Below are 22,983 nucleotides of genomic sequence, written 5' to 3'. Positions count from 1 at the left end.
GTCGGACACGGATGGTGAGTGGGCGAAGGTGCGTGGTGGTGGTCGGGTGGGCGGTCAGCGGGCGTCGGCCCGTACGCCACGGGCCGCCGCCGTGGCCGCCGTGGCGCAGGCGAGCGCGACGAACGCCCCCGCCGTCACCGCGAGCGAGAGCGCGTCGCCGCCGAGGGACAGCAGCACGGCGAACAGGACGGTCGGCCCCAGCTCCATGGCCGTGTTGAGCACGCCGCCCGCCAGACCGGTCCGCCGCTCGGGCACCCCGGCGGTCGCGAGCACCGCGGCCCCCGCGAAGGACGCGGCGGCGCCCGCCGGGAGCAGGACCAGGCCGGGCAGCAGCCCGTACGCGTACGGCACGGCCGCCGCGCCCGGACCCGTCACCGCGAGCAGCGCGAGACCGGCCCCGCCCGTCGTGAGTCCCGCCGCCGTGACGAGCGGCGCCCCGTACCGGGTTATCAGCGACCCGGCGGCCCGCCCCGACACCAGCAGGGCGAGGGCGAACGGCACGAACGCGGCCGAGGTCTCCAACTCCGAGTAGCCAAGCTTCTGTTGGAGATGGAGCGAGAGCAGGACGAACGTCAGGGACGTGCCCGCCGCCGTCAGCGCGATGGCCGCCAGTCCCGTCGCCCGGCGGCGTTCGAGGACGAAGCGCGGCGGCAGCAGCGGGTCACGGGCGCGGCGCTCGGCGAGCAGGAACGCCGCGCAGAGCGCGACCCCGCCCGCCAGCGGCAGGAGCACCGCCGGGGAATCCCACGGGTGGGCGTCGGTGACGACGAGGCCGTAGCTGGCGAGCGTGATCCCGCCGGTGGCGAGGACCGCGCCCGGCAGATCCAGCGAGCGGCCCCCGCCGGGCGGGGTGGCGGGCAGCAGCCGGGGCGCGAGTGCGAGCGCCGTGCCCGCCACCAGTAGCGGTACGCCGAAGCTCCAACGCCATGACAGCAGCGCCGAGATGACGCCGGAGCCGAGATTTCCGGCGGTGGCGCCGAGCACGGAGAGTCCGCCCCAGGTCGCCACGGCCCTGCCGTACGAGGCGGGTGAGGCGAACACCGTACGCAGCACGTTCATGGCGGCCGGGGCGATGAGCGCGGCGCCCACGCCCTGGGCGAAGCGGCCGGCGAGCAGCGCCTCGTAGCCGGGGGCGAGCGGTGCGGTGGCCGACGCGGCGGCGAAGACCAGCAGACCGGCGGTGAGCGCGCGGCGTCCGCCGTACCGGTCGGCGAGCCGGCCGCCGAGGAGCAGCAGCCCGGCGAGGGTGAGCCCGTACGCGGCGCTGAGCAGGATCAGCTGGGACCGGTCGAGTGCGAACTCGCGCCCGATGTCGGGCAGCGGTACGACGAGGGCGGCGAGCGTGAAGATGAGCGTGGCCTGGACGGTGCCGAGGAGCGCGAACGCGGCGGCCGGCCGGACGGGTGCGCCGACGCTGCTCGTGGTGGTGCTCGCGCTCATGCTGTCCCCCTGATTATTTGGACCGATCGTTCTGTTATGAGGGCGGCGGAAAACCGCCCCGTCTGCGAGGTGAGGTGAGGTGAGGCGCGCCGGTCCCGTCAGTCCAGCAGGGTCAGCGCCTGCTCGGCCGCGTCGCGTACCCGCGCCGGATTCCGCGAGGTCTTGCCGACCACCCGCATGCCCTGCATCAGCACGAGCAGCATCCGCGCCAGCGCGCGCGGATCGCGGTCGGGCGGCAACTCGCCCTGCCCCTGCGCCCGGACGAGCGCCGCGTGCGTCAGCGTCTCGACGTGGCTCCAGCTCAGCTCGACCCGGCGGGCCGCCTCCGGGTCGTGCGGCCCCAGCTCGGCGGCCGTGTTGGTGATGAAGCAGCCCCTCGCGCGCCGCGCCTCGACGGTGGACTCGTCGGCGAACCGCCGCACCATCTGCCGTACCGCCGGCAGTGCGGGACCCGGCTTCGACAGGGCGTCGAGCAGCGGCGGGTCCTGTGTCTCGCCGTACCGGTCCAGCGCCTTCAGGTACAGCTCGTGCTTGTTGCCGAACGTCGCGTAGATACTGGCGCGGCCGATGCCGAGGTGGTCGACGAGGTCCGCCATGGACGTCGCCTCGTAGCCGCGCCGCCAGAACAGCTCAAGGGCCGACTGGAGCGCGGCGTCCGGATCGAATTCCTTGGTCCTGGCCACGGACCAGACTCTAAGCCTATATGGAACGACCGGTCAAGATTGCGACCGATTGCGACCGGCTCACGACGCGATCCGGGAGGCGTAGACCGTCACCGCCACCGACTCGTCGTCCAGGCAGCGGCCGGTCTCCAGATCGAAGCGCTGCTTCAGCAGCGGCGACGCCACGAAGGCCCGGCCGTCCTGGGTGCCGGTCAGCCCGCGCGAGAGCACCTGGGCGCCGGAGTACGGATCACGGTTGTCGATCGCGTACGTACGGCCCGCCCGGTCCACGAACAGCGCAGCCTGCCGGCCGTCCGGCAGCAGCGCCGCCACCCCCCGGCCCGCGATGAGCGCGGACCGCTCGCAGACCGGCAACCAGTCCTCGTCCACGCGGAGTTGCAGTACGGGGGAGACGGTCGGGCTCATCGGGCCGATACTCCTTCCAGCGTCAGAAACGTCAGATCCGGCTTCACCTGGTCGCGCTCCGGCACGAACCGCACCGTCGGGTCCGGCGCGCCCGGCGCGTTGACGAACGACACGAATCGGCGCAGCCGCTCCGGGTCGTCCAGCGTCTGGGCCCACTCGTCGCGGTAGCCCCTCACATGGTCGGCCATCAGCTTCTCCAGCTCCCCGCACAGGCCCAGCGAATCGTGCACGACCACGTCCCGTACGTGGTCCAGTCCGCCCTCGATCCGGCCCAGCCACGCCGAGGTGCGCTCCAGCCGGTCGGCGGTCCGGATGTAGAACATCAGGAAGCGGTCGATCAGCCGGATCAGCGACGCGTCGTCCAGATCCCGGGCCAGCAGATCCGCGTGGCGCGGCTCGGCGCCGCCGTTGCCGCCGACGTACAGATTCCAGCCCTCCGCCGTCGCGATGATCCCGAAGTCCTTGCCGCGCGCCTCGGCGCACTCCCGCGCGCAGCCCGAGACCGCCGACTTCAGCTTGTGCGGCGCGCGCAGCCCGCGGTAGCGCAGCTCCAGATCGATGGCCATCTTCACCGAGTCCTGCACGCCGTAGCGGCACCAGGTCTGTCCGACGCACGACTTCACGGTGCGCAGCGCCTTTCCGTACGCGTGCCCCGACTCGAAGCCCGCCGCCACCAACCGCGCCCAGATCGGCGGAAGTTGATCCACCCGCGCGCCGAACAGGTCGATGCGCTGGCCGCCCGTGATCTTCGTGTAGAGCCCGAAGTCCCTGGCCACCTCGCCGATCACGATCAGCTTCTCGGGCGTGATCTCACCACCCGGGATACGGGGGACGATCGAGTACGAGCCGTTGCGCTGCAAGTTGGCGAGGAAGTGGTCGTTGGTGTCCTGGAGCGCGGCCTGTTCGCCGTCCAGGACATGGCCGCTCACCCCCAGCGTCGGCGCGAGCGAGGCGATGATCGAGCCGACGGCCGGCTTGCAGATCTCGCACCCGTCACTCCCGCGCGCGCTCTCGCGGCCGTGCGAGTCGAGCAGCGCGGCGTACGACGTCACGCGCAGGGTCCGCACGATCTCGTACAACTCGCCCCGCGTGTGGGGGAAACAGCCGCACAGCCCGCCGTCGCCCGCCGCCGGCAGGAGCTGACCGATCACCTTCACGCAACTGCCGCAGCCCGTACCGGCCTTGGTGCACTTCTTCACCTCGGGCAGCGTCGCGCAGGCGGTGATCGCGCCCTTCGTCACGTTGTGGCAGCTGCAGATCACGGCGCTGTCCGGCAGCGACGCCGGGCCGAGCGCGACCGGTGTCCCGGCGCCCGGCGGCAGGACGAGCTGCTCCGGCGGTACGGGCGGTACGGAACCGGTCAGCGGGCGCAGCATCCCGTACGCGTCGGCGTCACCGACCAGGACGCCGCCGAGCAGCGTGCCGTCCGCGCCGACGACGACCTTCTTGTAGACGCCCGAGCGGGAGTCCGCGTACACGACGTCGAGACAGCCGGTGGCGGCGCCGTGCGCGTCCCCGAACGACGCGACGTCCACACCGAGCAGCTTGAGCTTCGTGGACAGGTCGGCGCCGGTGAACTCGGCCGCGTCCTCGGTGACTTCGGCGATCGCGTCCGCCGCCGTCCGCGCCATCTCGTAGCCGGGCGCCACCAGTCCGTACACCCGCCCGTCGGCCGTGAGCGCGCACTCGCCGATCGCGAAGATCCGTGGATCCGACGTACGGCACCGCTCGTCGACGGCGATTCCGCCGCGCTCGCCGACCCGCAGCCCCGCGGCACGCGCGAGCTGGTCCCGGGGCCGTACACCCGCCGAGAAGACGACGAGATCCGTCGCCAGGACCGAACCGTCCGACAGCGTCATGCCGTTGACCGCGCCCGACGCGTCCGTCGTCACCTCCTGGGTGCCGACGCCGGTGTGGACGGTCAGCCCCATGCCCTCGATGGTGCGCAGCAGCGCCGCGCCGCCGCCCTCGTCCACCTGGACGGGCATCAGCCGGGGGGCGAACTCCACGATGTGCGTGTCGAGTTCGAGCCCCTGCAAGGCGCCGGCCGCCTCCAGGCCGAGCAGCCCGCCGCCCACCACGGCGCCGGTGCGGGCGGTCTTCGCGTACTCCTCGATCGCCAGCAGGTCCTCGATCGTGCGGTACACGAAGCAGCCGGTCGCGTCCTTGCCGGGCACCGGCGGAACGAAGGGGTACGAGCCGGTGGCCAGCACCAGCGTGTCGTAGGTGAAGGCCAGCCCGGCGCGCGAGGTGACCGTGCGCGCGGCGCGGTCGACCACCTCGGCCGGGTCGTCCAGATGCAGCTCGATCCCGTGGCGGGCCATGAAGTCCGGTTCGGCCAGGGAGAGCTCGTCCGGGGTGCGGCCGTCGAAGTACGAGGTGAGGCGCACCCGGTCGTAGGCGGGGCGCGGCTCCTCGCAGAGCACCACCACCCGTGCCCGGCCGGTCGTGCCGTGCTCGGCGAGTGCTTCGAGGAACCGCTGGCCGACCATGCCGTGGCCGACGACCACGATGGTGGGGCGGGACGTTGCGTCGGGCATCTCAGGAGCCTCCGTCGGGAGTGAGCAGGTGGAGCAGCGGGGTGGTGGGCGGCAGGGGCACGTCGTCCTCCCAGGCGCGGGCGAGCGTGCCGACGGTGGCGAGGTCGCCGAGGAGCACACCGCCGACGAGCCGGTCGCCCCGGACGACGACCTTGCGGTAGGTGCCCCGGGTGGCGTCGGTCAACTGGACGGTGTCGTCGCCGGGGAGAGGGGTCGTCTCACCGAACGCGGCGACGTCGAGCGGGACCTCGGGCGCCACTTCGGGCAAGGCATCGGGCGAGGCTTCGGACGGGCCGTCGGGCCGGGCTCCCGGTGCGAGCGCGCCCAGGGTGAGGCGGGTCAGGGAGCGGGTGCCGGTGTAGCGGGCCGAAGGGTCCACGGTGAGCAACCGGGCCAGCACGTCGGCCTGTTCGAGCGCGGCGCCGGCGAGCCCGTACAGCCGCTCGTCGTGCTCCACGCAGTCACCGATCGCGTGGATGGAGGGGTCCGACGTCCGCAGCTCGTCGTCCACGACGACGCCGCGCCGGACATCGAGCCCGGCGGCGCGGGCGAGGCCGGTGCGGGGGCGTACACCGCAGGCCAGGACGGTCAGTTCGGCGTCGAGACGGAAGCCGTCGGCGAGTTCGACGGCCGCCACCCTGGTGTCGTCGGCCGTGCGGACGAGGCCGCGTACCCGGCACTCGGTGTGGACCTCCACCCCCCACGCCTCCAGCTGGTTCCTCAGCAACCGCGAGCCCGCCCTGTCGAGTTGACGCTCCATCAGGTGTTGGCCCTGCTGGGCGAGCACGACCTGGGCGCCCCGCTCCGCGAGCGCGCGGGCGGCCGACACCCCGAGGAGCCCGCCGCCGATGACGACGGCGCGGGTTCCGGGCCGTACCGCCGCCGACAGCGCCAGACAGTCGTCCATGGTCCGGAAGGCGTGCACGCCCTCCGGCAGACCGTCGTGGTCCGGTCGCCGCAGTCCGCGCAGCGGCGGCAGGACCGGGTTCGAGCCGGTCGCGAGGATCAGCCGGTCGTAGGGGACGACACCGCCGTCCGCGCACCGCACCAGCCGGTCGGCGCGGTCGATCCGTACGGCCCGGACACCGCGCCGCTCGCCGCCGGGGACCGGCGGGAGGGCGATGACCTCGGGGCCGTACCGCCCGGCCAGCACCTCGGCGAGCAGGACGCGGTTGTACGGGGCGTGCGGCTCCTCGCCGAGCAGGGTGAGATTCACCGTGCCGGCAGGGGCGGTCGCGGCGAGGCGCTGGGCCAGCCGTACCCCGGCCGTGCCCCCGCCGATCACCACGATCTCTCTCGCCCCGCCGACAGCAGCCATGCCCGCAAGGCTGCGCGGCCGGTGTTACCCGTCGGCACCACCACTGTTTCCCGCTCGGAACGCTGCCCTCAGCGCGGGCCGGCGCGGGATGTGAGGTGGAGTGAGGCTGATGTAAGGGACAACCACCGCGTCCCATAGAGTCATGATCATGCCCGACATATCACTCACCATGCTCGTCGTCCTCTGCCTCGCGGCAGCCGCCGCGGGCTGGATCGACGCCGTGGTCGGCGGGGGCGGGCTGCTGCTCCTGCCCGCCATGCTGCTGGGACTGCCGAACGTCCCCGCCGCGCACATCCTCGGCACCAACAAGGCCGTGGCGATCGTCGGCACCACGGGCGCCGCCGTGACGTACGCGCGCAAGGCGCCGGTGGACGTGAGGAGCGCCGTACGGATCGGGCTGATGGCGCTCGCCGGGTCGATGACGGGGGCGTTCTTCGCCGCCGGGATCAGCAGCGACGTACTGCGCCCCGTGATCATGGTGGTGCTTCTGGGGGTCGCCGCCTTCGTCCTGCTGCGGCCCTCGTTCGGCAAGGCGCAGGCCGGCGGCCCCGCCACCCGGGGCCGGCACATCACCGCCGTCGTGCTCGTCGGCGGCGGGATCGGCTTCTACGACGGGCTGTTCGGCCCCGGCACGGGCACGTTCCTCGTACTGGCGCTGACCGCCGTCCTGCACCTCGATCTTGTCACCGCGTCGGCCACCGCCAAGATCGTCAACGTCTGCACCAACGGCGGGGCGCTCGCGATGTTCGCCTACCAGGGCACCGTGCTGTGGCAACTGGCCGCGCTGATGGCGGTGTTCAACCTGGCGGGCGGCATGTTCGGCGCGCGGATGGCGCTCAGGAAGGGCAGCGAGTTCGTACGGGGCGTGCTGCTCGTCGTGGTGTTCTCGCTGGTCGCGAAGCTCGCCTTCGACCAGTGGACGGCGTGAGCCACCCCGTCAGCCGGGCTGCCGGACGCCGATGAGGTGCGCGTACGTCACGACGTTGCCCCGGTAACCGGTCTTCTCGGAGAATCCGCCGCCGCAGGTGATCACCCGCAGCTCCGCCCGGTCCGTCTTCCCGTAGACCTTCCGGTCGGGGAAGTCCTCGTTGTCGTAGACCTCGACCGCGTCGACCGTGAAGACGCCGGTCCGCCCGTCCTGGCGGGTGACCTCGATCCGCTGGCCCTTCTTCAGGGTGCCCAGGCTGTAGAACACGGCCGGGCCGCGCGCGTTGTCCACATGGCCCGCGATGATCGCCGTGCCCTTGGCACCGGGGGTCGCGCCGCGCTCGTACCAGCCCGCGACGTCGCCGTCATCGGCCGGCGGCACGTCCAGGGCGCCGTCCTTCGTCAGACCCAGCCGGGTGACGGGCGCGTCGACACCGATCTCGGGTATCCGCAGCCGTACGGGTGAGGAGACCGGCATCGGGTCGGCGGCGGCGTCCGTGTGGAAACCGGGCCCGGCGGCGAACGCCTGGGCGGCCGACGGGATCGGCGGGGTGACGTGCTGCGAGCCGTTCTGGACGAGCCACACGCCGACACACGCGGCGCCGGCTATCAGCCAGGCTCTGCCCTTGACGCTCATGGTCCGGCCTGTGCGGTCATGGGTCTGGATCCTCCGGAAGATGTGTTCCCCCGCCTCCGGCAGCGATGAGCGTGCCGGAGGCGGGGACCACGGCGGGACGGGAAGAGGCGGTGGAGGCCGCGATCCCGTCAGCTTCCCTGCGCGCCGCTCGCCCGGCGGCGCAGGAGCCAGGTCCCGCCGACGGCGGCCGCGGCCAAGATGGCCGCCCCCGCCGCGATCTGGGTGGTGTCGGGTCCGACGCTGCCGCCGACCCCCGTCCGTACGTGGCCGGACGGCTGCTGCTCACGGTGGTGCTCGACCGTCAGCTCGCCACGGGCCTCACGGCCGTTCTCGCAGCGGACGAAGATCCGGTAGTTCCCCGCCCGGGTGTTCTCGGGCACCCGGAACTGGCCGACGGCGATGTCCTTGTAGTCGCCGGGCCGCAGATGGAACTCGCCCGCGCCGAGAGAACTGGCGTCACCCTTGCCGTGGCCGTCCTTGCCGCAGGCGGTGGTGTTGACCGTGACGGTCGCGCCCGGCGCGGAGGTCGACGGGTACAGGTCGAGGCGGTTCCGGTCGCGGTCGCGGTCCCGGTCGTGGTCCCAGTCGTCGCCGGCGAAGGCGGGGGCCGCGAACACGAGGGAGGCTCCGAGCGTGGTGGCCGCCAGCGCGGTACCGGTCAGCAGGCGGGCGGTGGTGCGCATGGTGTCCTCCGTGGCGGCGCGGATCTCGTCTCTTCCGAGATAAGGCGCAGCCCGGCGCGCACGCCTGCTGATGGAGGATCAGATTGCCCGGTTCCGTACGGCGTGTCCCGCTTGCCAGTCGACGTTTCCGCAGGTCAGGGGCGGAAGATCGGGCACGGGACACGCCGGGTGACCGGTCGTGCCGAATGGGTGAGGTCGTGGGCGGCGATGGCCGCCGAGGATCAGATCACGTCCCACTCCACCGCTTCGTACGCCGCCTTCACCCTCCCCATCAGCTCCGGGTCGACGGTGAAGAGCACGTCGTCGATCCGGTCGACGGGTGCGATGCCCTGCGAGTTCGTGAGGAACGCCGACGCGTACGACGGCAGGTCGGCCAGCGTCACCGGGCGCCGTACGGACGGCAGCCGCGGCTCCAGCAGCGCCATGGTGATCCCCAGCAGTGACGGCGCCTGCGGCCAGACCACCGACGTGCCGTCCCAGAAGGCGATGTTGGTGATGGCCCCCTCCGTCACCAGCCCGCCGGGCGCGGTCAGCAGCGCCTCGTCGAAGCCGGCGCGCCCGGCCGCGCGCAGGAAGTGCGTCTGCGCGAAGCCGCCCAGGTGCTTGATGTGCGGGAGCGGGCGGGCGTACGGCACCGACATCAGGCCGTGCGGCCGGTCGGGCTTGGTCTGCGGCGGGCGTACGGTCACCATCACCCGCGCGTCCTTCTCGCCGGCCGGCCAGTGCACATACACCCGGGCCGAGGCGTCGGACACGTCACCGAGCGCGTGCCGCAGCAGTTCCCGTACGCGCTCCCCGTCCAGGCCCGAGCCGAACAGCTCGCGGGTGGCGGCGTCGAGCCGGGCGAGATGGAGATCCCGGCCGCGTACCCGGCCGCCCCGGACCTGCATCGCGGTGAAGTGCCCGTAGGAGTCGAGCGCGGGGACGCGCAGCGCGGCCTCCGTCGCGGGCTCGCCGTTGACCTCGATGATTTCGACAACTTCCGAAGATGCCATGGGCCAACGGTAGAACCGTCAGTCCTCGATCAGTCTGCGGGGGCCGGGGCCGTGCGACGCCAGTGTGTCGCCGGGGTTGGACAGCACGCAGCGGTCCAGCGACAGGCACCCGCAGCCGATGCAGTCGGCGAGGTTGTCGCGCAGCCGCTGGAGGGTCCTGATCCTGGTCTCCAGGTCCGCGCGCCAGCACTCGGAGATCCGGGCCCAGTCCTCCTCGGTCGGCGTACGGTCCTCCGGCAGCAGCGCCAGCACGTCGCGGATCGTGGCGAGCGGGATGCCCAGGCGCTGCGAGGTGCGGACGAAGGCGACGCGCCGCAGGGTGTCGCGGCTGTAGCGCCGCTGATTGCCCGAGGTGCGGCTGCTGGTGATCAGGCCCTCGCGTTCGTAGAAACGCAGGGCGGAGGGGGCGACACCACTGCGTTCGGCCAGTTCACCGACCGTGGCTTCCTTGGCGTTCCAGGCGAGTTGGGTCATGGCGGCAAGCGTAGCTTGACCTGAACCATGGTTTAAGTATCAGGCTCGTCGCATGGACATCACGACGATTGATTCCGCGACCGAAGCGACCCCGAATGCCCTCGACAGCGACGCCACCGAGGCCCCCGCCGAAGCTTCCCCCGCGCCCCTCAAGCTCGCCGTCATCATGGGCAGCAACCGCGAGGGCCGGTTCGGCCCCGTCGTCTCCGACTGGTTCGTCTCCCGCGCCGCCGGGCGCACCGACTTCACCGTCGAGCTGATCGACCTCGCCGACACCGACCTGCCGACCGCCCTCTCCTTCAAACCGGCGGCCCCGGTCCGCGACCAGCTCGCCAAGATCACCCACCGGCTGGCCGAGGCCGACGCCTTCGTCGTCGTCACCCCCGAGTACAACCACTCCTACCCCGCCTCCCTCAAGACGCTGATCGACTGGCACTTCGCGGAGTGGCAGGCCAAGCCCGTCGGTTTCGTCTCCTACGGCGGAGTCTCCGGCGGTCTGCGCGCCGTCGAGCATCTGCGCCAGGTCTTCGGCGAGCTGCACGCCGTCGCCGTCCGTGACACCGTCTCCTTCCACAACGTCGCTGCGCTCTTCGACGACGAGGGCCGCCATCTGGACCCGGACCGCCCGCACGCGGCCGCCACCTCGATGCTCGACCAGCTCGCCTGGTGGGGCCTGGCTCTGCGCGATGCCAAGTCCGTCCGCGCGTACGCCGGTTGACGGGCCCGGCAGATGCTGATCCGACTGCTCGGCGCCCAACTGCGCCCGTACCGGGGGCTGATCGCCCTCGCCGTCCTGCTCCAGCTCGTCCAGACCCTGGCCACGCTCCATCTGCCGACCGTCAACGCCGACATCATCGACAACGGCGTCCTGCGCGGCGAGACGGACCACATCCTGTCGGCGGGCGCCGTGATGATGGCCGTCACCCTGCTCCAGATCGGCGCCGCCGGAGCCGCCGTCTACGTCGGCGCCCGCGTCGCCATGGGCGTCGGCCGCGATCTGAGGTCCGCCGTCTTCGCCCGCGTACAGGACTTCTCCGTACGGGAGATGAGCCACTTCGGCACCGCCTCGCTGATCACCCGCACCACCAACGACGTGCAGCAGGTGCAGACCCTCACGGTCCTCGCCCTGACCGTCCTCGTCGCGGCGCCGCTGACCTGCGTGGGCGGCATCGTGATGGCCGTCCACCAGGACCCGCCGCTCTCGCTGCTCCTTCTGATCTTCGTACCGCTCCTCGGCGCGGTCGTCGGCGTGATCATCCGCCGCATGCCGAAGCTGTACCACCGCATGCAGAAGCGCATCGACAACGTCAACCGGATGATGCGCGAGCAGATCACCGGCATCCGCGTGATCAGGGCCTTCGTACGGGACGAGCACGAGCAGGAGCGGTACGGCGGCGCGAACCGCGAGTTGATGACCGTCGCCCTGCGGGTCGGCAGACTCGCTGCGCTGATGATGCCGGCGGTGATCCTCGTCTGGGAGCTGGCGACCGTCACGATCATCTGGTTCGGCGGGCACCGGATCAACTCCGGTGAGCTGCAGGCGGGTTCGCTGATCGCGTTCCTGAGCTACCTCATGCAGATCCTGATGGCCGTGATGATGACGCTCTTCCTGCTGATGCAGGTGCCGCGCGCCGCCGTGAGCGCCGAACGCGTGCTGGAGGTGCTGGACACCGAGTCCAGCGTCGTACCGCCGCCCGCGTTGGTGACCGCGCCGCACAGCCGGGGCGCCGAGCCGGGCCGGCTGGAGATCCGCGGCGCGGGCTTCAGCTATCCCGGCGCCGAGGAACCGGTCCTGACCGGCATCGACCTGACGGCCAGGGGCGGCCGTACGACCGCCGTCATCGGCTCCACGGGCAGCGGAAAGACGACGCTGCTCAATCTGGTGCCGAGGCTGTTCGACGCCACGACGGGCGAGGTACGGATCGGCGGGGCCGACGTACGGGACATGGACCCCGCGCTGCTCGCCCGCACCGTCGGCTTCGTCCCGCAGAAGCCGTACCTCTTCTCCGGCACCGTCGCCTCCAACCTCCGCTACGGGAAACCGGACGCGACCGACGGCGAACTGTGGCAGGCCCTGAAGACCGCCCAGGCCGCGGACTTCGTCGCCGCACTGCCCGATGGGCTCGACGCGTCCGTGGCCCAGGGCGGCGCCAACCTCTCCGGCGGACAGCGCCAACGGCTCGCCATCGCACGGGTATTGGTCACCAAACCGGACCTCTACCTCTTCGACGACTCGTTCTCCGCGCTCGACTACACCACCGACGCCGCGCTGCGTCTCGCGCTGGCGGAGGAGACCGGCGCCACCGGCGCCACGGTGGTGATCGTCGCCCAGCGGGTGTCGACCATCCGGGGCGCGGACCGGATCGTCGTCCTCGACCAGGGGCGGGTGGTCGCCACCGGCGACCACGAACAGCTCATGCGGGACAGCGACACCTACCGGGAGATCGTCCTCTCCCAGCTCAGTGAGGAGGAAGCCGCATGAGCGCCGCCCAGAGCCGCCCACTCGAACGCTCCCTGGACTTCCGGCGCTCCGGCGTCCGGCTGCTGCGGATGGTCACCCCGGGAGCCCCCGAACTCGCCCTGCTCCTCGCGGTCCTCGCCGCCGGGACGGCGTCCGTGGCACTCGCCGTCGTCATCCCGAAGATCCTCGGCCACGCCACCGACGTCGTCGTCTCCGGCGCGACGAACCCCGGCGGTGTCGACTTCCGGGGAGTGGGGGAGAGCCTCGGACTCGTGCTCGCCCTGATCACCGTGTCGGCCTCACTCACCTGGCTGCAACTGCGCCTGGCGGCCGAACTCGTCCAGCGCGTCGGCCACCGGCTGCGCGAGACGGCGCAGACGAAGCTGGCGCGGCTGCCGTTGACGTACTTCGACCGACAGCCGCGCGGTGAGATCCTCTCCCGCACCACCAACGACATCGACAACGTCACCCAGACCCTGCAACAGGCATTCGTCCAGATCATGCGGGCGCTGCTCACCCTCATCGGTGTGCTGGCGATGATGGTGTGGATCTCACCGCTGCTGGCCCTCGTGGTGCTGGCGACCGTGCCGGTCTCGGTTCTCGGCGCCGTACTGATCGGCAAGCGCGCGCAGCCGCAGTTCGTGCGGCAGTGGGACGTGACCGGCAAGCTCAACGGGCATGTCGAGGAGATGTACACGGGCCACGCGGAGGTGGTGGTCTTCGGCCGCAAGGACGATGCCGTACGCACCTTCGAGGAGCACAACGACGCGCTGTACGCGTCGAGTTTCAAGGCGCAGTTCATCTCCGGCTTCATCCAGCCGGCCATGACCTTCGTCGGCAATCTCAACTACGTGCTCATCGCGATCGTCGGCGGACTGCGTGTCGCGTCGGGGACGCTGTCCATCGGTGACGTCCAGGCGTTCGTCCAGTACTCGTTCGAGTTCAACGGCCCGATCACGCAGATCGCGGCCATGGCGAACCTTCTCCAGTCCGGCGTCGCGTCGGCGGAGCGCGTCTTCGAACTGCTCGACGCGGAGGAGGAGTCGGCGGATCCGGCGGAGAGGGCGGAGAGGGCGGCGCGCGGCGGGAAGGCGGCCGGCCGCGTCTCGTTCGAGAAGGTGGCCTTCAGCTACGAGGCCGCGAAGCCACTCATCAAGGACCTCTCCCTGTCCGTCGAACCGGGCCAGACCGTCGCGATCGTCGGTCCCACCGGCGCGGGCAAGACCACCCTCGTCAATCTGCTGATGCGCTTCTACGAGGTGACCGGCGGCCGGATCACCCTCGACGGCGTCGACATCTCCACGCTGTCGCGGGGGGAACTGCGCTCCGGGATCGGCATGGTCCTCCAGGACACCTGGCTGTTCGGCGGCACGATCGCCGACAACATCGCGTACGGGGTGTCCGGCGACGTGTCGCGCGAACGCGTCGTGGAGGCGGCGATGGCCACGCACGCCGACCGTTTCATCCGTACGCTTCCCGACGGCTACGACACGGTCGTGGACGAGGAGGGCGGCGGCCTCAGCGCGGGCGAGAAGCAACTGCTCACCATCGCGCGGGCGTTCCTCGTCGAGCCGTCCATCCTGGTGCTCGACGAGGCGACCAGCTCCGTCGACACCCGCACCGAAGTCCTCATCCAGCGCGCGATGTCGTCGCTGCGCGAGGGCCGCACGAGCTTCGTGATCGCGCACCGGCTGTCCACGATCAGGGACGCGGACGTGATCCTGGTGATGGAGTCGGGCCATATCGTGGAACAGGGCACGCACGAGACACTGCTGGCGTCCGGGGGCGCGTACGCCCGCCTGTACGCCTCGCAGTTCGCGGCGTCGGCTGCCTGATCCCCGGGATCCGACCCAGCAACGGACCGAGGAACCGACCTCTGAGGAGTCGCGCACATGACCGGTGCCGAGTTTCTGACCGTACTGACCACCACCGACAGCGCCGAGAAGGCGGAGGCCCTGGCCCGGGGCGCGGTGGAGGCGAGGCTCGCCGCGTGCGCGCAGATCTCGGCGCCGGTCACGTCCGTGTACCACTGGCAGGGCGCGATCGAGACGGCGCAGGAGTGGCAGGTGCTGTTCAAGACAACCGCCGTCCGCTACGAGGCACTTGAGGCGCATCTCACGGCGGCGCACGACTACGACACCCCGGAGATCCTGGCGCTTCCGGTGGTACGGGGCAACGCCCCTTACCTCGCCTGGCTGACGTCCGAGACGACGATGACGCCGCCGCCGGCCTAGGCCGGGTGCTGAAGGCCGTTCCGGCCGGTGAGTTCGCGGGCGCGGCGGACCGTCGCCGCGTCGACCATCGCGCCCCCGCTGTCACGGAACACACCGCTGCCGGCGCCGACCCGCCGCTCGAAGAGGTCCAGCAGGGCGTGGGCGTCCGCCAGTTCGCCGGGGCCGACACCGAACACCTCGTTGGCGACGGCGACTTGGGACGGGTGGATGCAGGCGCGCCCCTGGAAGCCGAGCGCGCGCAGCCGCAGGCTCGACGCGCGGAACGCCTCGGGGGCCGAGGTGTGCACCGACACGGGCGCCACCGCCGAGAGAAGACCGTGCGCGGCCGTGTGCGCGACCGTCAGCCCCCGGGCCCAGTCGAGCAGCTGGTCGCCGGGGGCGGAGTCGGGGGCCATTCGCAGATCCGCCCGCAGGTCGACCTCGCCGAGCTGAAGGTGCCGTACGCCGGGGCGGCCCGCCGTGTCGCCGAGGGTCAGCAGCCCGGTGGCGCTCTCGATCAGCAGCCCCAGCGCCGGGGCCCCGCCGGCGAGCAGCCCGACGAGCGCGTCCAGCTCCGCCCCCGCGGTCGCCTTCGGCGCCCAGAGCCCGTCGACGCGGCCCGTGGCCAGCAGCGCGCGGGCGTCGTCGCGGCCACGGGCGCCCTCGTTGATCCGTACCCACAGCTCGGGCGCCCGCGGTCCGTCGACCGGGCGTGCCTCGGCGAAGGCCACGGCGGCGGCGCGTGCCTCGTCCTTGCGCGACGGCGCGACCGCGTCCTCCAGATCGAGGATCAGCGCGTCGGCGCCGGAGCGCGGCGCGGCACGCAGGAAGCGGGGCTGGTCGGCGGGTACATAGAGATGGGAGCGGGGCGGCTGACCGGACATGGAGACTCCTTACACATCATGAATCAGATGATGCATTTTCCATGACGATGATGTAGCTTGCGACTCACCATACTTCAAGTCCGGTGCCGTGCAAGGAAGTGGGCGAGCTGCCCCGACCCGTGACCCGGGCTCGTAACTACGGGAGGACCGCGGCGTGTTCGAAGCCGACAGCGTGACGATTACCGTGCTGGTCGAGAACCAGGTGGACATGCTGCTGCCCGACCAGGCCAGCCCCACCGGCGGTGCGGAAGGGGCGGTGGACGACCACTGCGTCTCCCGGTACGGACTGATCGAGCACTTCGACCCCAAGCGCGTACCGCCCCAGGCGGAGAACGGCATCAGCTTCCTCGTCGAGGCGGTACGGGGCCGCCACAGCGTGCGCGTCCTGTTCGACGTCGGCCTCACCGGCACGGTGCTCGAACACAACATGCGGGTGCTCGGCGTCGACCCCGCCTCCGTCGACCATGTCGTCATCAGCCATGGCCACCCCGACCATTTCGGCGGAATCCATCGCTTTCTCGACCTCGCGGGACGCCGGATCCCGGTCGCCACCCACGCCGACGCGGAACTGCCGCGCTACGCCGTCATGGGCGACGGCCGCACCTCCTCCGTCTACAACGCCGCGTTCCGGTTCGGCGAGGTCGAGAGGTCCGGCGGCGTACCCGTCCTGACCCAGGACTCCCTCGACCTCGGCTGCGGCGTGCACACCACCGGCGTGATCCCCAGGAAGGTCGCCTTCGAGGCGGGCGCCGCACCGGCGTTCAAGCCCGGCGACCCCGGTCTCTACCAGGTCTCGGCGGAGGGAAAGCTCCGCCGGGACGAGGTCATGGACGAGATGGGCCTGGTCATCGACGTACGCGGCCAGGGGCTCGTCGTCCTCACCGGCTGCGCGCACGCCGGGGTCGTCAACACCATCGAGCAGGCCCGCGCGGTCTGCGGGCCCAAGCCCGTCCGCGCCGTGATGGGCGGCTTCCACCTCGGCTTCCCCACCACCCCGGCCGAGAACGTCGACCTGACCGCCGCCGCGTTCGCCGAGCTGGAGGTCGCCACCGTCATGCCGATGCACTGTTCCGGCCTGCGCACCCACACCCGGCTGTCCACCGACATGTCCGCCAACTACGTGCAGCCCGCGGTCGGCACCGTGCTGCGCTTCGGCCGCTGATGCCCGGCGACCTGCGGGGCATCCGGGTGATCGCGGTCGAGCAGGCCGTGGCCGCACCCCTGTGCACCCGCCATCTGGCCGACCTCGGCGCCGAGGTCGTCAAGATCGAGCGGCCCGGCGGCGGGGACTTCGCCCGTGGCTACGACGAGAGCGTGCACGGTCTGGCCAGCCACTTCGTCTGGCTCAACCGGGGCAAGCGCAGTGTCGTACTGGATCTCAAGACCGACCCCGGGCGGCAGGCACTGCGCCAACTGCTCGCCGGGGCCGACGTGCTGGTCTGCAACCTGGCGCCCGGCGCGCTCGGCCGGATCATCACCGACGAGGCGCTGGCGGAACTCAACCCGCGACTGGTGCGCTGCTATCTGTCCGGCTACGGGCCGGCCGGCCCGTACGCGGGACGCAAGGCGTACGACGCGCTGGTGCAGGGCGAGGCCGGCACCATCTCCGCCACGGGCACCCCCGAGACCCCGGCCAAGCCCGGTGTCTCCCTCGCGGACCTGGCGGGCGGCTCGTACGCGCTCGGCGCCGTCACCTCCGCCCTCTACGCGCGCGAACGGACCGGACTGGGGCAGCGGATCGACATCGCCCTGTTCGACGTGCTGCTGGAGTGGATGAGTCCGCTGCTCCTCGCCGAACTGCACTCCGGGTCGGCGCCCCCGCCCGCCGGGCTGCGGCACGCCAGCATCGCGCCGTACGGCCCGTACACGACGGCCGACGGCCAGGACGTGCTGATCGCCGTGCAGAACGAGGGGCAGTGGCAGCGGCTCTGCCGTACCGTGCTGGCCGCCCCGGAGCTGCTGACCGACCCGGACTTCGGCTCCAACAGCGCGCGGGTACGGCACCGTGAACGCACCGAACGGGCCGTGCAGGCCCGGCTGATCACCCTGTCCACCGCCGAGGTCACCGCCCGGCTCGAAGCGGCCGACGTACCGCACGCGCGGCTGAACCAGATCGCCGACGTCCTGGCCCATCCGCAGGCCGAGGCCGCCGGGCGCTGGTCGGAGGCGACGCTGCCGGACGGGCGGGCAGTGCGCGTGGTCACCTCACCGCTGCACCGCACCCCGGAGCCGCCGGGCGGCCGGCGGGTGCCGGGGCTGGGGGAGCACACGGCGGAGGTACTGGCCGAACTGGGCCTGACCGAGGCGGACATGGCGGAGCGGGAGCCGGCCGGATAGGGCACACGGCGGTGCCCCGATCGGGTCCTCGGCGCTTACGTCCCCGGTCCGAGGACCGGGGCACCGCTCAGTCGTTGTCGACGTCGAACGGGTCGGCCACCGGCCGGCCCGTCAAGTGCTTGCCCAGCGCCAGGAAACTGCGCGAGAGGTGCCACTGCGTGGCCTTCGCCAGCGCGTCGCCGTCGCCCAGCCGGGCCGCCGCCAGCATGGAGCGGTGCTCGTTGGAGGTCTCGTCGGCCCGGTCGTGCAGCACCTGGAGCACGTCCCACGGGAACTTCTGCCAGAGCTGGTCGATCTCCGCCGCCAGCCCGTCGTTGCCGCACTTGGCGTAGAAGAGGAAGTGGAACTGGTAGTTGGACGCGTTCAGCCGCGCCCGGTCCCCCTCCTCGGCCGCCTGCTCCATGTCGGTCACCAGCCGCTCGGCGAGGTCGATGTCCAGCGGCGAGAGCCGCCGGGCGGCCCGCTGCATCGCGTACGGCTCGACCAGCATCCGCAGCAGGTAGACGGTCTTGACCTGCTCGTAGTCGGCGTCCGCGACCCGTACGCCCTTGTGCGGCTCGCCGACCAGCACACCCTCGGCCTCCAGCAGCCGCAGCGCCTCGCGGACCGGCGTGATGCTGGTGTCGAACATCGCGGCGAGCACGTCCTGCTGGATACGGCTGCCGCGGGGCAGCTCGCCCTCGCTGATCATCCGCCGCAACTCGGTCGCGATGCGGTCCCGCTTGGTCGGCCCCTTCGCGGTCGACTTGGCGGCTGTCCTGGCGGCCGTCTTCGCGGGCGTCCTCGCAGGCGTCTTCGGCACGCTCCTGGCGACGCGCCCGGGTACGACGCCGTCAGTCGTGGCGGTCTTGGTTCGTCGGGACTGCGGCGGCATGTCGTGGTCCTTCTGTCGTGGCGCTCGGCGAGCGGTGGGGGAGCGGGCGGGGAGCGGGCGGCGGGCCTGACGAGTGTCCCATCGAACGGAACGAACCCGTGTGGGACCGGGAGTTGGGGACGGGACGGAGGTCAGTCGGCGGGCGCGGTGCGGATCCCGTCGTGGAAAGCGGTGAGCGCGGCGGCGAAGGCCGCCGGTTCGTCGAGATAGGCGACATGACCGGCGCCGGGCACCACGGCGGCGGTGCCGCCGAGCCGCCCGGCGAGCGCGTCGGCCGCGCCGGCGGACACCCGGTGGTCGCGGGCGCCGCGCAGCACCCGGCTGGGCGGAGCGAGCGCGGACGCCGACGTATGGGCGCGCCAACCGAGCGTGGCGCGCAGGGAGTCGAGCAGGACCTCCGGCCGGGTGCCCGCCATCGCGCGGCGCAGCAGGTCACGGTGGTCGGGGTCGGCGGACAGCAGGGTGCTGTCGACGTAGTTGCGGGCGAAGACGGCCGTGCCGTCGCGCTCCAGCGCGGCCCGGGTGTCGGCGGGGCGGCGGGCCGCCTCGGCGCCGTCGGCCGGGGGGAATCCGACCAGCGTCAGCGAACGCACCCGGTCCTGGTGCCGCTCGGTCAGGGCGAGTGCGACGAGCGCGCCGAGCCCGGCACCGACGACGTCGACGGGCCCGGCGGCCCCCGTGCCGTACGCGGACAGGGCCGCGTCCACCGCGCCGTCCACGGTGAACGGCTCGGCGGCGCGGGCCCCGTGGCCCGGCAGATCGGGCGCCGTCAAGTGCCGCCCGCCCGCGCCGAGATGACCCAGCGCGGGCGCCCAGGTCGTGGCGTCGCCGCCCCAGGTGTGCAGCAGCAGAAGAGGGGTCGCCCTCGTGGTCATAGGCACCTCATACCAGGATGATGCATTTTCCAGATTCTGAAGTATAGCTATTGCGTGTCAGGCATCTTAGACCCAGAATCCCGTCTATGACCACGATCAAATCGGTAGCCCGAGCCGTACCGGCCGGCTCCGGGAACGACACCAGGGCCGCCGACGGCACCGGTGCCGGCTCCGGCGCCACGGTGCTGCTGGACGGGCTGACCATGCGATTCGGTGAGCGCACGGTCTCCAAGGACATCAACCTGACCATCGGCGCCGGTGAGGTGCTCTCCATCGTCGGCCCGTCCGGCTGCGGCAAGACCACCCTGCTCCGCGCGGTGGCCGGCCTCATCCCGCCGGCCGAGGGCGCGGTCCGTATCGACGGCCACGCGGTCGACGGCACCCCGGACGGCGTCGCCATGGTCTTCCAGCACTTCGGTCTCTTCCCGTGGAAGACGGTCGAGTCGAACGTCGCCTACGCGCTGCGCGTACGGGGGACGGGGAAGAAGGAAGCCCTCGACCGGGCCCGGGAGCTGATCACCCTCGTCGGGCTCTCCGGCTTCGAGAAGTCGTACCCGCACCAGTTGTCCGGCGGCATGCAGCAACGCACCGGCCTGGCCAGGGCACTGGCCGTACGCCCCCGGCTGCTGCTGATGGACGAGCCCTTCGGCGCGCTGGACGCGCAGACCCGCGAGGTGCTCCAGTTCGAACTCCTGCGTATCTGGCAGGACCACCCCGTGACGATGCTGTTCGTCACCCACTCGATCGACGAGGCCGTTCTCTTCGGCAACCGGATCGCCGTACTGGGCGGACGGCCCAGCGGCGTCACCGAGTTGATCGACGTGACGCTTCCGCCGGACCGGGACCGGTCCGTACTCGCGACGCCGGAGTTCCTCGCGATCCGCGAGCGCGTCTGGTCCCTGGTCATGAACGCCGAATCGGGCCGCTGACCAACTCCGGCCCGACAACCCCCCGCCCCTCCCGCCACACCCACCCGCAGCCCCGCCGTGCACCGTCGCGCGGATGAAGAAGGAGCAACTCCCATGAACATTCCGCGGCGCAGGTCCGCCCTGGTCGGTGCGGCCACCGTCCTCGCTCTCGTCGGTGTCCTCTCCGGCTGCGGCGACAGCGGCTCCGGCCCGGCGGCGGGCACCGCATCGGGCGGCGGCGACAAGATGACCATCGGCGTGCCGGGCATCCCGCCCATCTTCCTCAACACCGTGATGTACGTGGGGGAGAAGCAGGGCTTCTTCAAGGACCGCGGTCTCGACGTGACCCTGCGCCCGCTCACCACCGGCGCCGACGTCGGCCGCGCGGTGCAGAGCGGCGAGATCCAGGGCGGCATCATCGGCACCCCGGGCGCCGTCGCGCTGCGGGCCACCGGCGGCTCGGTCGTCTCCGTGATGGGCTTCCCCAAGCCGACGTACCTGCTGGCCAGCACCGACCCGGGCGTCAGCACCTGCGAGGCGGTCAAGGGCAAGACGGTCGCCGTGGACGCGGTCGGCGCCCCCAAGGCCCTCGCCCTGGCCGGGATGCTCAAGAGCTGCGGACTGGGCCCCAAGGACGTCAGCACCATCAACGTCGGCGGCCCGCCGACCGTCGACGCGCTGGTGGCCGGCCAGGTCAAGGTCGCCGTACTGCACCCGGACGAACTCGCCACCGTACGGGAGAAGATCAAGCCCGGCACGAAGGCCGAGGAGATCATGACGCTGGCCGGCGTCGACCCGCTGGAGCACTACACGGTGCTCGTCGCGCCCAAGAACGCGCTGGACGGCGCGGCCCGCGCGCAGTGGGTCGACCTGGTCGCCGCGATACGCGAGTCCGTGGCCTACATGAACGACCCGGCCAACCTCAAGGAGGTCGCGGCCATCGCCTCCGGCGTCACGAAGGCGCCCGCGAGCGTCACCGAGGCCGCGCTGCCCAAGTTCCTCTCGCTCGGCGTCTGGCCCAAGTCGGGCGACGGCCTGGACCGCGCCGCCATCGAGCACACGATCGAGGGCGCCGTCGCCGCGGGCAACGTCCCCGAGCAGAAGGCGCCGAGTTACGACGACATGGTCGACCCGTCCGTGTTCGCCGACGCGACGGGCAAGTGATGGGTACGTCCCCGGCCACGCACGACGCCACATCCCCGGACACGTACTCGGCCCCCTCCCCGGTGAACGCGCGCCGCCGCACCGCGGCCCTCAGGCGCCGACTGATCCCGCTCGCCATCTCCACCCTCGGCCTGCTCGCCGGACTCGGCCTCTGGCAGTGGGCCGGCCAACGGGACCCGGTCCTGTTCGCCACCCCCGGCCGCTCGCTCTCGGCGCTCGCCACCCTCACCGAGGACGGCACGCTGCCGAGCGCGCTGCTCTCGTCGGGCCGGCTGCTCGTCGTCGGACTCGCCCTCGCGATCGTCGCCGGGGTCGGCTTCGGCCTGCTGCTCTCCCGCGCCCGGCTGCTGCGCGGCAGCACCGACTGGCTGCTGTTCGCCCTCCAGTCCGTCCCGATCGTCGCCCTGGCCCCGCTGATCCTGTCGGCGTTCGGCTTCGGACTGCCCGCCAAGACACTGGTGGTGTTCCTGACGGCGGTCTTCCCCATCGCCGTCAACACCGCAGAAGGAGCGCACCGGGTGCCCGCCACCCTGCTCGAAGTCGCGCGCACCTTCCGCAGCAGCGAGTGGCGGATCTGGAAGGACGTCCTGCTGCCGCACACCGTGCCGTACGCCATGACCGGCGTACGGCAGGGCATCGCGATGGCCTTCGTCGGCACCCTCGCCGCCGAGTTCTTCCTCAACGCCAGCGGTGTGGGCGGGCTGTTGCTCGCCGCGAGTACCCGGTTCGACTCGGCCACCGTGCTCGGGCTGACCCTGCTGGTCTCGGTGCTCGCCGTCGCCCTGATGGGCTGCGGACGGGCCGTCGAGGGCTACTTCGCACGGTGGCGGGAGGCCACGTCATGACCCAGGACACGCTGACGAGAACGCCCACCCCGGCGCCCGCCCGCACGCGCCCCCGCGTCCGGCGCGCCGACCGACCCCTCTCCCGGCGCGCGGACATCCTCGGGAAGCTGACCGTCGCCGCCCTCGTCCTGGCCGTCTGGGAGATCTCCGTACGGCTGTGGCTGCCCGACTATCTGCCCACTCCCTCCGGTGTCGCCGGAGTAGCCGAGCCAGATCGTCGCCATCGGGACGATCGCGAGCATCGGCATGGCGTACAGACCGCTGATGTACGGCGAGGTGAGATGGCGCAGCCAGGGCACCCGTCCCACCGCGAGGCCGAG

General features: G+C 72.0%; 22 protein-coding genes and 1 pseudogene. 10 read left to right on the top strand and 13 right to left on the bottom strand.

The window, feature by feature from the left end:
- Positions 1–54: 54 nt before the first annotated feature.
- The 5 genes from BHU15_RS24525 to BHU15_RS24505 all read right to left on the bottom strand — a co-directional run bounded on the left by BHU15_RS24525 (position 55) and on the right by BHU15_RS24505 (position 6,386).
- A complete protein-coding gene (locus BHU15_RS24525; protein ID WP_069629180.1) occupies positions 55–1,440 on the bottom strand; it encodes an MFS transporter in 1,386 nt (461 codons plus the stop codon).
- Positions 1,441–1,538: 98 nt separating this feature from the next.
- Positions 1,539–2,123, bottom strand: a complete 585-nt coding sequence (locus tag BHU15_RS24520) for a TetR/AcrR family transcriptional regulator (RefSeq protein WP_023541952.1) — start codon at positions 2,121–2,123, stop codon at positions 1,539–1,541.
- A gap of 60 nt (positions 2,124–2,183) precedes the next feature.
- The gene (nirD, locus tag BHU15_RS24515) at positions 2,184–2,528 is read right to left on the bottom strand and encodes a nitrite reductase small subunit NirD (RefSeq protein WP_069629179.1); all 345 of its coding nucleotides are present in this window, start codon (positions 2,526–2,528) and stop codon (positions 2,184–2,186) included.
- Positions 2,525–5,068 (bottom strand): nitrite reductase large subunit NirB, encoded by a 2,544-nt coding sequence (gene nirB / locus BHU15_RS24510; protein WP_069629178.1) that lies wholly within the window; start codon positions 5,066–5,068, stop codon positions 2,525–2,527. Before nirB ends, nirD begins: the two co-directional genes overlap by 4 nt.
- Before the next feature lies 1 nt (position 5,069).
- Positions 5,070–6,386 (bottom strand): NAD(P)/FAD-dependent oxidoreductase, encoded by a 1,317-nt coding sequence (locus BHU15_RS24505; RefSeq protein ID WP_069629177.1) that lies wholly within the window; start codon positions 6,384–6,386, stop codon positions 5,070–5,072.
- Positions 6,387–6,534: 148 nt separating this feature from the next.
- On the opposite strand from BHU15_RS24505, the gene BHU15_RS24500 reads away from it, so the two are divergent.
- Positions 6,535–7,314, top strand: coding sequence for a sulfite exporter TauE/SafE family protein (locus tag BHU15_RS24500; RefSeq protein WP_069629189.1), 780 nt, complete (start codon positions 6,535–6,537; stop codon positions 7,312–7,314).
- Positions 7,315–7,323: 9 nt separating this feature from the next.
- Here the strand turns inward: BHU15_RS24500 and BHU15_RS24495 are convergent, their stop codons facing one another.
- The 4 genes from BHU15_RS24495 to soxR all read right to left on the bottom strand — a co-directional run bounded on the left by BHU15_RS24495 (position 7,324) and on the right by soxR (position 10,102).
- The gene (locus BHU15_RS24495; protein WP_069629176.1) at positions 7,324–7,950 is read right to left on the bottom strand and encodes a class F sortase; all 627 of its coding nucleotides are present in this window, start codon (positions 7,948–7,950) and stop codon (positions 7,324–7,326) included.
- A 128-nt stretch (positions 7,951–8,078) separates the two neighbouring features.
- Positions 8,079–8,633: a GVDTG sorting domain-containing protein gene (locus BHU15_RS24490; protein WP_069629175.1), complete on the bottom strand. Its 555-nt coding sequence runs from the start codon at positions 8,631–8,633 to the stop codon at positions 8,079–8,081.
- 221 nt (positions 8,634–8,854) lie between these two features.
- Positions 8,855–9,628, bottom strand: coding sequence for an aminotransferase class IV family protein (locus BHU15_RS24485; protein ID WP_069629174.1), 774 nt, complete (start codon positions 9,626–9,628; stop codon positions 8,855–8,857).
- 18 nt (positions 9,629–9,646) lie between these two features.
- Entirely contained in the window at positions 9,647–10,102 is a 456-nt protein-coding gene (soxR, locus tag BHU15_RS24480; protein ID WP_069629173.1) for a redox-sensitive transcriptional activator SoxR, read from the bottom strand.
- Between the two features lie 52 nt (positions 10,103–10,154).
- Here soxR and BHU15_RS24475 point away from each other — a divergent pair, with 52 nt between their 5' ends.
- The 4 genes from BHU15_RS24475 to cutA are packed head-to-tail and all read left to right on the top strand — an operon-like array spanning position 10,155 to position 14,797.
- Positions 10,155–10,820, top strand: coding sequence for an NADPH-dependent FMN reductase (locus tag BHU15_RS24475; protein WP_069629172.1), 666 nt, complete (start codon positions 10,155–10,157; stop codon positions 10,818–10,820).
- A gap of 12 nt (positions 10,821–10,832) precedes the next feature.
- Positions 10,833–12,584 carry an ABC transporter ATP-binding protein gene (locus BHU15_RS24470; RefSeq protein WP_069629171.1) on the top strand — a complete coding sequence of 584 codons (1,752 nt, stop codon included), beginning with the start codon at positions 10,833–10,835 and terminating at the stop codon, positions 12,582–12,584.
- Complete coding sequence (locus BHU15_RS24465; RefSeq protein WP_069629170.1) at positions 12,581–14,398, top strand: ABC transporter ATP-binding protein; 1,818 nt, start codon at positions 12,581–12,583, stop codon at positions 14,396–14,398. Before BHU15_RS24470 ends, BHU15_RS24465 begins: the two co-directional genes overlap by 4 nt.
- Positions 14,399–14,455: 57 nt before the next feature.
- A complete protein-coding gene (cutA, locus tag BHU15_RS24460) occupies positions 14,456–14,797 on the top strand; it encodes a divalent-cation tolerance protein CutA (RefSeq protein WP_069629169.1) in 342 nt (113 codons plus the stop codon).
- Here the strand turns inward: cutA and BHU15_RS24455 are convergent.
- Entirely contained in the window at positions 14,794–15,660 is an 867-nt protein-coding gene (locus BHU15_RS24455) for an HpcH/HpaI aldolase/citrate lyase family protein (protein ID WP_069629168.1), read from the bottom strand. The two genes, cutA and BHU15_RS24455, sit on opposite strands and share 4 nt — an antisense overlap.
- 154 nt (positions 15,661–15,814) lie before the next feature.
- Between BHU15_RS24455 and BHU15_RS24450 the strand changes: the two genes are divergently transcribed.
- Positions 15,815–16,822: an MBL fold metallo-hydrolase gene (locus BHU15_RS24450; RefSeq protein WP_209269124.1), complete on the top strand. Its 1,008-nt coding sequence runs from the start codon at positions 15,815–15,817 to the stop codon at positions 16,820–16,822.
- Entirely contained in the window at positions 16,822–17,997 is a 1,176-nt protein-coding gene (locus BHU15_RS24445; protein WP_069629167.1) for a CaiB/BaiF CoA transferase family protein, read from the top strand. Before BHU15_RS24450 ends, BHU15_RS24445 begins: the two co-directional genes overlap by 1 nt.
- A gap of 67 nt (positions 17,998–18,064) precedes the next feature.
- Here BHU15_RS24445 and BHU15_RS24440 read toward each other — a convergent pair whose 3' ends face one another.
- Positions 18,065–18,799, bottom strand: a complete 735-nt coding sequence (locus tag BHU15_RS24440; protein ID WP_171908436.1) for a GntR family transcriptional regulator — start codon at positions 18,797–18,799, stop codon at positions 18,065–18,067.
- 203 nt (positions 18,800–19,002) lie between these two features.
- On the bottom strand, positions 19,003–19,746 hold the full coding sequence (locus BHU15_RS24435; protein ID WP_069629165.1) for an alpha/beta fold hydrolase: 744 nt from the start codon (positions 19,744–19,746) through the stop codon (positions 19,003–19,005).
- Positions 19,747–19,832: 86 nt separating this feature from the next.
- On the opposite strand from BHU15_RS24435, the gene BHU15_RS24430 reads away from it, so the two are divergent.
- The 3 genes from BHU15_RS24430 to BHU15_RS24420 all read left to right on the top strand — a co-directional run bounded on the left by BHU15_RS24430 (position 19,833) and on the right by BHU15_RS24420 (position 22,663).
- Positions 19,833–20,675 (top strand): ABC transporter ATP-binding protein, encoded by an 843-nt coding sequence (locus BHU15_RS24430; RefSeq protein ID WP_079128350.1) that lies wholly within the window; start codon positions 19,833–19,835, stop codon positions 20,673–20,675.
- Between the two features lie 93 nt (positions 20,676–20,768).
- Positions 20,769–21,818, top strand: coding sequence for an ABC transporter substrate-binding protein (locus BHU15_RS24425; protein ID WP_069629164.1), 1,050 nt, complete (start codon positions 20,769–20,771; stop codon positions 21,816–21,818).
- A complete protein-coding gene (locus BHU15_RS24420) occupies positions 21,818–22,663 on the top strand; it encodes an ABC transporter permease (protein WP_069629163.1) in 846 nt (281 codons plus the stop codon). Before BHU15_RS24425 ends, BHU15_RS24420 begins: the two co-directional genes overlap by 1 nt.
- On the opposite strand, the pseudogene BHU15_RS40340 reads toward BHU15_RS24420, so the two are convergent.
- Positions 22,630–22,983 (bottom strand): annotated as a pseudogene (locus BHU15_RS40340) (hypothetical protein); the annotation flags it as partial. The gene BHU15_RS24420 and the pseudogene BHU15_RS40340 sit on opposite strands and share 34 nt — an antisense overlap.

Origin of the sequence: Streptomyces niveus (assembly GCF_001723055.1) — a bacterium.
GTDB lineage: Bacteria > Actinomycetota > Actinomycetes > Streptomycetales > Streptomycetaceae > Streptomyces > Streptomyces niveus.
This window is presented reverse-complemented; position numbering and strand designations above follow the sequence as displayed.

Bases quoted from the DNA above. Each gene is read 5' to 3' on its own strand.
- BHU15_RS24435 (WP_069629165.1), bottom strand. From the start codon at position 19,746: ATGACCACGAGGGCGACCCCTCTTCTGCTGCTGCACACCTGGGGCGGC.
- BHU15_RS24495 (WP_069629176.1), bottom strand. From the start codon at position 7,950: ATGAGCGTCAAGGGCAGAGCCTGGCTGATAGCCGGCGCCGCGTGTGTC.
- nirD (WP_069629179.1), bottom strand. From the start codon at position 2,528: ATGAGCCCGACCGTCTCCCCCGTACTGCAACTCCGCGTGGACGAGGAC.
- BHU15_RS24425 (WP_069629164.1), top strand. From the start codon at position 20,769: ATGAACATTCCGCGGCGCAGGTCCGCCCTGGTCGGTGCGGCCACCGTC.
- BHU15_RS24525 (WP_069629180.1), bottom strand. From the start codon at position 1,440: ATGAGCGCGAGCACCACCACGAGCAGCGTCGGCGCACCCGTCCGGCCG.
- BHU15_RS24500 (WP_069629189.1), top strand. From the start codon at position 6,535: ATGCCCGACATATCACTCACCATGCTCGTCGTCCTCTGCCTCGCGGCA.
- BHU15_RS24470 (WP_069629171.1), top strand. From the start codon at position 10,833: ATGCTGATCCGACTGCTCGGCGCCCAACTGCGCCCGTACCGGGGGCTG.
- BHU15_RS24475 (WP_069629172.1), top strand. From the start codon at position 10,155: ATGGACATCACGACGATTGATTCCGCGACCGAAGCGACCCCGAATGCC.
- BHU15_RS24420 (WP_069629163.1), top strand. From the start codon at position 21,818: ATGGGTACGTCCCCGGCCACGCACGACGCCACATCCCCGGACACGTAC.
- BHU15_RS24455 (WP_069629168.1), bottom strand. From the start codon at position 15,660: ATGTCCGGTCAGCCGCCCCGCTCCCATCTCTATGTACCCGCCGACCAG.
- soxR (WP_069629173.1), bottom strand. From the start codon at position 10,102: ATGACCCAACTCGCCTGGAACGCCAAGGAAGCCACGGTCGGTGAACTG.
- cutA (WP_069629169.1), top strand. From the start codon at position 14,456: ATGACCGGTGCCGAGTTTCTGACCGTACTGACCACCACCGACAGCGCC.
- BHU15_RS24465 (WP_069629170.1), top strand. From the start codon at position 12,581: ATGAGCGCCGCCCAGAGCCGCCCACTCGAACGCTCCCTGGACTTCCGG.
- BHU15_RS24485 (WP_069629174.1), bottom strand. From the start codon at position 9,628: ATGGCATCTTCGGAAGTTGTCGAAATCATCGAGGTCAACGGCGAGCCC.
- BHU15_RS24490 (WP_069629175.1), bottom strand. From the start codon at position 8,633: ATGCGCACCACCGCCCGCCTGCTGACCGGTACCGCGCTGGCGGCCACC.
- BHU15_RS24430 (WP_079128350.1), top strand. From the start codon at position 19,833: ATGACCACGATCAAATCGGTAGCCCGAGCCGTACCGGCCGGCTCCGGG.
- nirB (WP_069629178.1), bottom strand. From the start codon at position 5,068: ATGCCCGACGCAACGTCCCGCCCCACCATCGTGGTCGTCGGCCACGGC.
- BHU15_RS24505 (WP_069629177.1), bottom strand. From the start codon at position 6,386: ATGGCTGCTGTCGGCGGGGCGAGAGAGATCGTGGTGATCGGCGGGGGC.
- BHU15_RS24445 (WP_069629167.1), top strand. From the start codon at position 16,822: ATGCCCGGCGACCTGCGGGGCATCCGGGTGATCGCGGTCGAGCAGGCC.